Genomic DNA, 358 nt, shown 5'->3' on the forward strand with positions numbered 1-358 from the left:
AAGGTACCCCAACCTTCACAGAAGGTAATCCATTGGTTCCAATTGATGATACGAAACCAATGACTTTCGAAGATGGACAGTCAACGAAAACAGTTCCAGGTGTAGGTGAATACAGCATCAATCCAGATGGCTCTATTACTTTTACACCAGAAAAACAATATGTTGGCACACCAACTCCAGTCACAGTGAAACGTGTAGATAAGAACGGTACAGAGGTTACTGCGACATATACACCAACAGTGACTAAGGTCACTCCTACAGGAACTGGCGCAACCAGCACAGGTCCTCAGGGTGTTCCACAAACGGGTACTCCAACGTTTGCTGGTGGTGATCCACTGGTTCCAATTGATGAAACAGT

Annotated in this window: 1 protein-coding gene; it reads left to right on the plus strand. The window is 45.3% G+C overall.

The genetic code is table 11. The features are described from left to right. Positions 1–358 (plus strand): Ig-like domain-containing protein (locus tag HMPREF2853_RS02710; protein ID WP_148131390.1); only part of this gene is annotated, 358 nt, incomplete at both ends.

Source organism: Streptococcus sp. HMSC077F03, from assembly GCF_001812375.1.
Taxonomy (GTDB): Bacteria; Bacillota; Bacilli; order Lactobacillales; family Streptococcaceae; genus Streptococcus; species Streptococcus oralis_S.